Origin of the sequence: Mucilaginibacter lutimaris (genome assembly GCF_042676625.1) — a bacterium.
In the GTDB taxonomy this organism is placed as follows: Bacteria; Bacteroidota; Bacteroidia; order Sphingobacteriales; family Sphingobacteriaceae; genus Mucilaginibacter; species Mucilaginibacter lutimaris.
The window spans coordinates 1-670 of the sequence record NZ_JBHTIA010000016.1 but is presented as its reverse complement, the minus strand read 5'-3'; the positions used below and the strand labels follow the sequence as shown (position 1 = coordinate 670).

Here is a 670-nt window from a genome sequence, read left to right as displayed (position 1 = left end):
GGACATTGTTTGGCGGGTAGTTTGACTGGGGTGGTCGCCTCCAAAAAGGTAACGGAGGCTTTCAAAGGTAAGCTCAGTACGCTTGGTAACCGTACGCGGAGTGCAATAGCATAAGCTTGCTTGACTGTGAGGCAGACAAGCCGAGCAGGGTCGAAAGACGGATATAGTGATCCGGTGGTTCTGCATGGAAGGGCCATCGCTCAAAGGATAAAAGGTACGCTGGGGATAACAGGCTGATCTCCCCCAAGAGCTCATATCGACGGGGAGGTTTGGCACCTCGATGTCGGCTCGTCACATCCTGGGGCTGGAGAAGGTCCCAAGGGTTGAGCTGTTCGCTCATTAAAGTGGCACGCGAGCTGGGTTCAGAACGTCGCGAGACAGTTCGGTCCCTATCTGTTGTGGGCGTTGGAAGTTTGAGTGGGGCTGACCTTAGTACGAGAGGACCGGGTTGGACTAACCTCTGGTGAATCTGTTATGCCGCCAGGTGTACTGCAGAGTAGCTACGTTGGGAATAGATAAGCGCTGAAAGCATCTAAGTGCGAAACTAGCCACAAGATGAGACTTCCATTGAGGATCGTAGCAGACTACTACGTTGATAGGTTACAGATATAAAGGTGGTGACATCAAAGTCGAGTAATACTAATAATCCGAAGCTTTCTCATAGCAGGTA

General features: G+C 51.2%; 1 rRNA gene. It reads left to right on the top strand.

What is annotated here, in order from left to right:
- Nucleotides 1-663 (top strand): 23S ribosomal RNA (locus ACFQZI_RS19835); the annotation flags it as partial.
- Between the last annotated feature and the right edge of the window lie 7 nt (nucleotides 664-670).